The organism is Clostridium sp. MCC344 (assembly GCF_018785365.1).
Lineage (GTDB): Bacteria > Bacillota > Clostridia > Lachnospirales > Lachnospiraceae > Pilosibacter.
In genome coordinates this window covers 1-9,063 of sequence record NZ_WQPQ01000005.1, presented here as the reverse complement: position 1 = coordinate 9,063, position 9,063 = coordinate 1, and the positions used below count along the sequence as shown (strand labels likewise).

The 9,063-nt window shown below is 46.2% G+C and carries 9 protein-coding genes and 2 pseudogenes; all 11 read right to left on the bottom strand.

Translation table 11 applies throughout. From position 1 onward, the window contains the following. Positions 1–340 precede the first annotated feature (340 nt). On the bottom strand, positions 341–1,873 hold the full coding sequence (locus GPK90_RS00560) for a hypothetical protein (protein WP_015573038.1): 1,533 nt from the start codon (positions 1,871–1,873) through the stop codon (positions 341–343). 131 nt (positions 1,874–2,004) lie between these two features. Then, positions 2,005–2,289: a DUF6809 family protein gene (locus GPK90_RS00555; protein ID WP_215701862.1), complete on the bottom strand. Its 285-nt coding sequence runs from the start codon at positions 2,287–2,289 to the stop codon at positions 2,005–2,007. 13 nt (positions 2,290–2,302) lie between these two features. After that, entirely contained in the window at positions 2,303–2,680 is a 378-nt protein-coding gene (locus GPK90_RS00550) for a TnpV protein (protein WP_005944774.1), read from the bottom strand. Between the two features lie 4 nt (positions 2,681–2,684). Continuing rightward, positions 2,685–3,302 (bottom strand): annotated as a pseudogene (locus GPK90_RS00545) (DUF4368 domain-containing protein); the annotation flags it as partial. A gap of 19 nt (positions 3,303–3,321) precedes the next feature. Next, on the bottom strand, positions 3,322–3,996 hold the full coding sequence (locus GPK90_RS00540) for a helix-turn-helix domain-containing protein (RefSeq protein WP_097772875.1): 675 nt from the start codon (positions 3,994–3,996) through the stop codon (positions 3,322–3,324). Then, positions 3,977–4,144, bottom strand: coding sequence for a hypothetical protein (locus tag GPK90_RS00535; RefSeq protein WP_171032223.1), 168 nt, complete (start codon positions 4,142–4,144; stop codon positions 3,977–3,979). The genes GPK90_RS00540 and GPK90_RS00535 overlap by 20 nt, the downstream gene beginning before the upstream one ends. Further along, positions 4,141–4,971, bottom strand: a complete 831-nt coding sequence (locus tag GPK90_RS00530; protein WP_118533279.1) for a phage antirepressor KilAC domain-containing protein — start codon at positions 4,969–4,971, stop codon at positions 4,141–4,143. Before GPK90_RS00530 ends, GPK90_RS00535 begins: the two co-directional genes overlap by 4 nt. Positions 4,972–5,521: 550 nt before the next feature. After that, positions 5,522–6,763 (bottom strand): tyrosine-type recombinase/integrase, encoded by a 1,242-nt coding sequence (locus GPK90_RS00525; RefSeq protein WP_147571829.1) that lies wholly within the window; start codon positions 6,761–6,763, stop codon positions 5,522–5,524. 151 nt (positions 6,764–6,914) lie between these two features. Then, entirely contained in the window at positions 6,915–8,135 is a 1,221-nt protein-coding gene (locus GPK90_RS00520) for a tyrosine-type recombinase/integrase (RefSeq protein ID WP_147571830.1), read from the bottom strand. Between the two features lie 84 nt (positions 8,136–8,219). Beyond that, positions 8,220–8,450, bottom strand: a complete 231-nt coding sequence (locus GPK90_RS00515; protein WP_008728422.1) for a helix-turn-helix domain-containing protein — start codon at positions 8,448–8,450, stop codon at positions 8,220–8,222. Between the two features lie 537 nt (positions 8,451–8,987). Further along, positions 8,988–9,063, bottom strand: a pseudogene (locus GPK90_RS00510) (sigma-70 family RNA polymerase sigma factor); the annotation flags it as partial.

The following is a 9,063-nucleotide window of genomic DNA, read 5'->3' as shown; positions in this document are numbered from 1 at the left end:
GACATTCCTAATACACAAACCGTCATGAAAATAAAAAGCAATGCTCTCTTCATATGAACACCTCCTCAAATTCCGATTTGCTTGTTCCATAAAATTCATTTTATTCGCCTTCAAACTTGCTGGCGGCGAACAGCATTTTATGCTGTTTGCGGACGGCAAGTCCACAAGGGATAGCCGCTTTAGCGGCGCAAGGGGGTGTAGCCACCTTGACGGAACGAAGTGACGCAACATTCTCGGTCAAGCAGTTTTCTTCTGCTGACGGAGAATGAAGCTCCGCAGGACGCACGATACTCCCGATAGGAGAGTATAGAAGTGCGCCCTTAGAGTTCTAAGGGTATTTTTAGATAATTGGGAATGTTTCTTTGTCAAACTGCGTAACATTGAACACGATACGCCACTCGACATCATCACCAACCGGTTCAAAGTGCAGAGCAGAACAAGCAGCATGAAGTTTTTCTTGTGAATTTGTTCCATATATAACTGCTGTCGGACCATCTGCACCACCAATAACACCAACAACAAAACAGGAACTACTGCCAACTGGACGGAACGAATGATCGTCTGGTGTAACTTCTATCGGTCTATCGCCTTCATCACAGTCAAAAACCGAAATGTTCTCCATCGGTTCAGGGGTAAGTGTATAACTCATGGCAATATAATGTGTCGGATAAATCCAGCGATCAGAACCAAAACTATTTTGAGGAACTGTCTGCTGTTCTATTTCCTGCACGGTCAGTGTATGGGTTATTCCGCTAACAGGATGGGAAAACATAAATGAATCTCCGGGTGCGTGAACTTTGAAATGTGAGCCTGGAACTTGTCCTGGTTGCTGCTCCATTGTAAGAAAAAGTTTATTGATTTCAGGGTGATGCTTGGTCCCCCAAGGAAATACGTCTCTGCATATGACCCAGCCATAAGTACTATCCAGCCCATAATGGTCGATTGCCCATTTTGCTTCCAACTCATTGATAACGCCATCTGGCAGACAAGGATTAAAGCTCACAGCGCAGCCATGGGTTGTCTGTAATATTTTCTCGTTTAACTTCAAGCAAGGTTTGAAGTTAAAACAAAGTGGGTTTTCCCATTCCATCTGCATCTGTTGCTCACGGGTAAAATTTTCACATGAGTCATTTTCCCAGTCCAGATTCCATTTTTTCATGAAGTCACGGATGCTTTCTGAATCAACTCGCATACAAAAATCAACGACAAGTCCTTTGCTACATGAATAAGCTGCCGGAATTACCCAATGATATCCAGCCCAATCGAATTGTTTATCCAGCTTGATCTCTTTTCCGGCACGGTCTTTACCTCGATGTCCCCAGAAATCTCCATCAAAGTAGACCTTCCATTCAGGGGCAACCAATTCTGCCTCTGAAGTCATATCATTATCGTAATAATCTTCTGTGTATTTAATCTGACTGTAATCAAAGGAAGATTGCAGGTTTTTGATATATGTCCACGGTTGTTCCATAGGCAACAAATTCATCTTCTCTGAAATTTCCGATAAAGTTTGCTGTTGTTCCTGGGTTGTAGGGTTTTCATTGAGAAAGGCTTCAAACTGTGCTTCGTTCCACATCCACGCTTGTTCCACTGCCGCCACATCACCACAAGCCAGTATAAGCCGCAGAAAGTCGGTAAAATTTTCAGCTACTGGATGAACATAATCAGGAGAAGTATTCATGGGGCTGACAGAGAAAACCATCTCTCCAAATCCACGAATGAAACAGAAGTGGATACCATCTATCCCTGCCCATCCAAAAACCGATGCCCCTTTTGGGGTACAAAAATAATTTGTATTATCCTCACGGAGTTCAACTCCCACAGGACTTAAATCGACACCCCGCTGTAAAAATTTTTTCAAAATTCTATTCATTAAGCATCCCCCCATAAAATTAGTGCTATCACGCTCTTTATTGTAGTAAATTTTATCACAAGAGTGTGAATAAATCTACTGGCGAATGCTGAAACCGCCCGAACAGTTTCTTTCTGCTCAGGCGGCTTTCTTCATCTATTTTTCTTTCTTCTGCTGCACTTGTTCATGGGCTTCCTGCTGAACATCAGCCCAGCGGAAAAGCCATACTTGAAGTGACTTTCACTTTCTTCACATTGGGCGATTGCTGTCTGCGCCCGGAGTTCCTGCACCAGCTCATAGTCCTCTTTGCTGAGCCGCTGGGACAACTGCTCCATGAGCTTTTCACAGGCTATGACTGCCTTTCGGTATTCCGGTGATGTAGGTACAACTGTCTCGCAGGGATAAAACTCCCCATTATACATGGCTTTCAAAATCATAGCTTTACCTCTCTCAACAGTAGATTAGTTCCGTCTTGATGATTTCCTCTGCCCGGCAGCGGATGGAGTTCATTGACTGCACCCATAACATCTGATTTTCCGCTTTCATGGCTTCGGTCACGCCCTCGGCTTTCATCATCTGCCGGATAATCAAGTCCAGCCTGTCTGCCGCCTGCTCGTTCAGATCGGCAACGACGGTGTGGAGCCTGCCGGACAAAATTAGCTCGTTGTAAAGCATGGGACGGTGCAATTTCAGATAGGACTGGTGCAAGCGTCCCCAATGCCCAATAGGTCGGCGTTCCTCCGGCAGCTTCAAGTCCGGCACATAGTAGTCGCCCACCAACACATAGTCCATACCGTTCTCATGGATTCTCGGTTTCAACTCTTTCATAAAATCACGCTCCCTTTCTCGGTCCCAGCTGCGGCAAACTGCTCACCGGGATAAATACCCCTCTGGCAATATCCTCGGTGCGGATTGCCTGTTTTCTGGCTTCAATCTCCGCTTTTTTCTTGGCTTTCGTGCGCTCCTCATACTCTTTCTGTTTACCATTGGCTTTCCGCTTCAAGTAGTTCTGGTGGAGCCTGTCCTTGCGTTCCTCACGCTTGCGGATTTCCTCTAATTCCTCCGGGGTAAGCTCCACTTCGCCAAACGCAGGGGGAACGAAACGACCCACGAAATTGAAGTAAATCTCGACCTCCTGTGTGGTCTGAATACTGCCCTTGCGGTCACGCTCATGCACAAGGATTTTCTCAATAAACTCATTGAGCATGGCAATCGTCAGCTTGTCGAAGTTCTCATACTTGTCAATCAGAGCGATAAAACGGTCAGCGTCCTTTTCGTGCTTCTCGTAGCTCTTGATAGCCTTTTCCAGATCGGAGATTTCAACGGTAAGCTCGGACTGTTCCTTTTCGTATTGAGCGTCCAGAGTGGTGTATCTGCTGTCGGACAGCTTTCCTAAAATGTTGTCCTCATAGATTTTGCAGAGCAGGACTTCCAGCTCGGAAACTCTCTGACTTCAGGCACCATGTCGCTCATAGGCTGTCTCCTTCCTCAAATGTGTAGTCTGCCGGGTTATACTTCGGCTTTTCTCTCTTTGCCCAGCTCCGGATTGTGGCAAGGTGATTTTTGTAGCTCCTGCCGGTGGAAGCCATATACTCAGAGAGCCGTTCCACCCGCATCTGATAATCTCCTGGGAACTCCTGCCGGAGCTTGCCGTATTCCGTGTCAGAGAGAAGGACATTTTCGTATGAGCCATACCGGTGCTGGATTTCCTTCTTCTCTCTTTTATTGATTGTTTCAGTACTTGTTCTATTAGTACTTAATTGCGCGGGATTTTCCGTAACCGGTGTGTCCGTATCCGGATTTACCGTATACGGCTTTTCCGTACACGGTGATTCCGAACACGGCTTTTTCCTTGGCATCTCATAGATCACATACTCCGCTCTGCCCATCCGACCGTTACTCTCACGCTGCTGGTTCCTTTCCAGATATCCAAGACGTTCCAGTTCTTTCAGAGCTGTAAGCACCCCATCTACGCCATCCGGTGTAATCGAAGATAATCCCCGTACCGAATAGTTCCATGTGTCCGGTAAACTAAGCAGCATAGAGAGAAGTCCTTTTCCTTTCAGGCTGAGACCCTGATCCCGCAGGTGGTAATTGCACATCGTTGTGTAATTGCTGTTTTTCTCAACCCTGAATACCGGCATGGTGCTCACCATCCTTTTTCGCAGGCTCCGTTTTTTTCTTCGGACATTTGCGCGAACGATCTTCGCTGTCCTCCCGTCGATGGTATTTGCCGGTATCCTGCATCATGCGTTCAAACGCCTGAAGGCGTCCCTCTGTAAAAAGCGTCATTCGATCACACCCCATTTCTTAAACAACTTGAAGAGATGATTCTTTCCCTTGCAGGTCACTCTCGTCTGCTGCACCAGTTTTCCGCTTCTGCCGTAGCAATCCCGGACAATAAAATAGCCCCTTGCAGATTTGTCTGCAAAAGGCATCAGCCAGCCGCTTGGACTGCGGTACAGATAGCGGTGATCCAGTAAGAGAGCTACTGCCGTCTTCTCTGGGATTCCGATTTCCTTACAGAAATTCCGGATGCAGGTGCAATCTTCCGAATTTACAAAGGTGTCGAAGTAGTCTGCCTTGGGCTGTGCCGCATCCAGCTGTTTGCAGATACCCTCAAGCTGCTCTCTCTCGGCTACAAGCTCCTGTGCCAGTGTGTAGATGACCTCCGGATGCTGAATCACCTGATCCAAAATGGAATCGCTCATATACACACCATGCTTGCGAATGGACGGGAGAACTTCATCAAACACCCAGTGTTCAAATCGTTCTGCCGATGGCAGCTTGCTGTGAACGATCAGCCGGTAAACATCGCCTTCTGTGATAAAGGAGATTTCAACGACCTGCTCTCCAGCATCTCCATACTGATTCACCTTCTGAACGACCCCCTCGCGTTTCGTTAGGGGGCCTCTGCAATGGCGTTTCACTGCGGCGTAGGGATTCACATACCCCAAGGCTTTCGCCACATCGCTTGCACAGAAAAAGGTCTTGCCCGCCTCTTGCAACACGCGGATCGAACCAAACTCCTGGTTCTCAAACACCTCCATCATCTGCCTTGACTGTCCGCCATGACTGCCCACATCGGTGTCATGGGTCTTCTGATTGAAATCCGTCATACCTGTTACCTCCTGCTCAAATTTGTCTCGCCGGATTTCGGGCGAAAAAAATAGAACCTCGACCCATTCTCGTTTTCAAAGAATGAGCCAAGGCTCTATGTAACAGGATACCTGATATTAAATTTTTGCAGAATTCGTCAGAACTCGCCAAACGAACCTGACACTGTTTTTCATTCCGTTTCAGCCGGATTTTTGCCGAAAATCTGTCAAGGATATGGGGCTAATTTCCCCTCCAAAATGGCCTTCTGTAAACCCATTTTCCCACCCATTAGGCTCAAAAATAGGCCGTAAACCCATGGTAAACCCATCAAAATGGGTTAATTTGAAATCAAATTTCCTCAAATTTCACCATCGGAATCAGGCGATTTCAGGCATAGAAAAAGCCCGGAAAATGGCGTATTTCCGGGCTTTTTTAGCATTATTAAGCTGTAGATTATCGCTTGCTGAACTGCGGAGCGCGACGAGCGGCTTTGAGGCCGTACTAAACATCTCTATGGTGCGTTTTTCCTTGATATTACGGGCTTTTTCGCATTTTCTGTTGTCGGTTGTCCTATTCCTTAACCATAGAAATCGGTGATTTTTCATCGAAATTCTCCTGGTTCAAAGCATCATTCACTACCTCGAAAAGTTCCTCTGGTTTATTATACTTGACCCTCGCATAAATGTCCATAGTTGTCTTACTATTCTCATGCCCTGCCAGATACTGAACTGTCTTAGGGTCAACGCCCGCATAGAGCAGATTCGTGATGTAGGTATGCCGCAACAAGTGCGGTGTTACATCGAAATTCAGGGTATAGCGAATCTTGGGATTGTTCCTCTGTGTTGTTCCTAATGTCGGCTTGACGGTATATTTGATGCTCTGTCCATTCACATATTTATAGTAAGTTCTCTCTTTCGCAGAACGAACAACTACATACTGCCAAACTCTCGTAAACTGAGAATAGGAAAGCGGCTGTCCCTCACTGTCCGCAATCACATACTCCGATATGGAATTGGATTTTGCTTCCCGCAGGCAGTCCACCAGGCACTTCGGAATGGGAATGTCCCTTTTAGCTGCTTTTGTCTTTAGGACGGTAGAAATCACCGGCCTGTTATGCTCCGCGCGCCATGCACGCCGCACAGAAATGTATGGTGTGGATTCATCTAGGAATACACAATCCCATTGCAATGCAAGAATTTCTTCCCGACGCAAGCCGGAATACAAACCAATCATAATAAAATGATATGGCGGAAGCTCTTTCACCGTATCCAACAGAACCGCAACCTGTTGATCTGTTAAGGCATCTTTCTTTTTCGATGCTTTTCCGCCCTTTGCTGAAATTCCTACACACGGATTATCGGTTATCAGCTGACTGCGCTCTGCCGAATAAAACACACACTTAATCAGCATATTTACCGTATCATACAGTCCTTTCGATTTTTGAGACAGCGGAACAAGCGCCAGACGAATATCATCCGCAGTCACTTCCTCCATATACATATCTCCCAGAGAGCTAATGACATAATTCTTCATATTCTGTCTGTATCCTTTTATAGTAGCCGTAGACACCTTTGCTGACTGCATCAGCAGCCATTTCTCACAATACTCGGCAACCGTCGGATGCTTTCGGTGAAAGATGATCTCCTCCACCTGTCTCCGCGCCTCCAACTGCTTTTCATATAATTCTTCACAGGTGGTCGCATATAAGCTGACCTGCTTTCCATCGGCATCTGTAATTCTGGTTCTGTAATACAGTGTTCCTTTTCTTGTAACCGTTCCGTACTCTGGAACGCTTTGTTTTTTCTTAGCCATACAAATCTTCCTTTCCTGATAATGAGTGTTCTTAAATTCACACCTTCTTTTTATCAGAAAGCACCCACTTAATCAAAGATACGGATTATGTAAAACAAAGAGCGAGACATCCTTGCCTCGCTCCAGCTTTGTTTCCTGCTCTTTATGATTGTTATGCCTGTGCTGCATCCCACTGGGCAAATGCACCACCCATTGTTCTTACCAGCTCATCCGGTCTGTTGTATTTGACCTTTGCGTAAATATCCATCGTAATTTTACTACTCTCATGCCCCGCCAGGTATTGAACCGTTTTCGGGTCCACGGACGAATGAATCAGATTCGTAATGTATGTATGCCGCAGCTGATGCGGCGTCACTTCAAAATCCAAACTGTAAATCACTTTGCCGTTATGTGCTGCCTTTTCACCGAGGACCGGCGTAACCGTGTGCTTTACACGTTTTCCATCCTCGTAGCGATAATAGAAACGCTCCTTGACTGTTCGGGTTACAATGTACTGCCAGAGCCGCTTGAACTGTGTATAGGACAGCGGATCACCATCCCGGTTCGGCACTACATATTCTGACTGTGAATTAGCTTTTGTCTCTTTCAGACAGTCCGCCAGGCAAACCGGCAACGGAATATTTCGATGCGCGGCTTTCGTTTTCAGCTCATCCAGAATCACCGGTCTGTTATTTTCTGTGTGCCATGCCCTGCGTACCGTTAAATAAGGGCAATCCACATCCAGATATACAGAATCCCATTTTAGGGCAAGAATTTCTTCTCGCCGCAAGCCTGCATACAGCCCTAACATGACAAATACATACGGCGGAAGTCCCTGAATGGCATCCAGCAGTCTGGAAGCCTGTTCATCCGTCAATGCCGCTTTGTCCTTCTGCGGAACGCCTCCACCTTTGGCCGTAAGGTAAATCGTTGGGTTGTTATCAATAATCTTACTTTCCTTTGCTGCACGGAAAATGGATTTATACAGGATAACCACTGACTTATATACCGAAGCGGACTTCTCGGAAACAGGAACAAGTGCAAGCTGAATGTCATCCAGTGTCACATCTGCCATCCGCATCTGTCCCAGTTCTTTTATAATGTGCCGTCTGACCTTTGATGTATAATCTATCAGCGTAGTTGCCCTCACATGAACCGACTGCATCAAAAGCCATTTTTCACAGTAGTCTGCAACCGTCGGGGATTTCCGGCAGAATGTATCGTTGTCGATCTGCTCTAATGCACCCAACTCTTTATCATATAATTCTTCCGGTGTTCTCGCATAAAGGGCCACCAGTTTTCCATCTGCGTTCTGAACCCGCGTTCTATAATAATCTATGCCGTTAAGCGTAACTGTACCGTATTGTGGAATTGCTCTTTTTCTTTTTGCCAATTCCGCCACCTCCTAAGAATATACTCCAGCGCTGTATCTATGTTTTATCAGACCATTCCGTTTCCAGCAAGGATACGGACCGGCTCATACTCCAGCTCTGCGAGGTTTACGATAAGTTGCGTTCTTTTCTGCTGGCTTTGCTCTGTGGGTGCATTTTGCGATATACTCCTGAAGGCCAGCTGAAGTAAAGTACACACAGCCATTCTGCACATATTGCACATAAGAAATAAGACCATTGTTACGGGCCGCGTCCAGCGTTGCAATGCTGATACCTAAAATTTCTGCTGCTTCTTTTCGTGTAATAAGTTTTTCCATAAAGCATATTTCCTCCAATCTGTCAAGTTTGTCATCGTGTTTATTCAAAACCACATGAATACGCTGGCAGCCGAAACTGCCAGCGCATGGTATCTGTTTTTGAACAGGAAGCTACAAACGCTTCCTATTTATATAACTCAGCTTTCATCACATTTGCCACGCCCCCTGATGATGGGAACACAACAGGTCTCCGCTGGCGCGGCTGTCATAACTCCGCAGCATCGTTCGTATCGTGTGCCGCAGGGTTCCCCCCAAGTCTTTGGCGGGCCGTGAGGAAGTATCTTTAAGCCCCCATGCAGTCATCGCGCCGAATCTGCCACAATCCGTTTTATGAAATCGTAGATCGCTCCGAAGCAGTTCTTTCATCACCTCCCTGACTGCTCCATCTTCGCGGCGTTTCATATTCGCTCGTACATGGGTTATGTACCTGTTGTGTTGTCTATTCGATTGTCAATGTACTGATGAAGGATGAAAACTTGTCCTTCTTATTAACACTGACAAAAAAGGCAAAAAACAGGCGCATCAAATGAAATTTTATCAAAAATATTTTACAAGCTGCTTTAATCCACGGCGGATACTGTCTCGGACACGGCTTGGGTCTACACCTTCTACT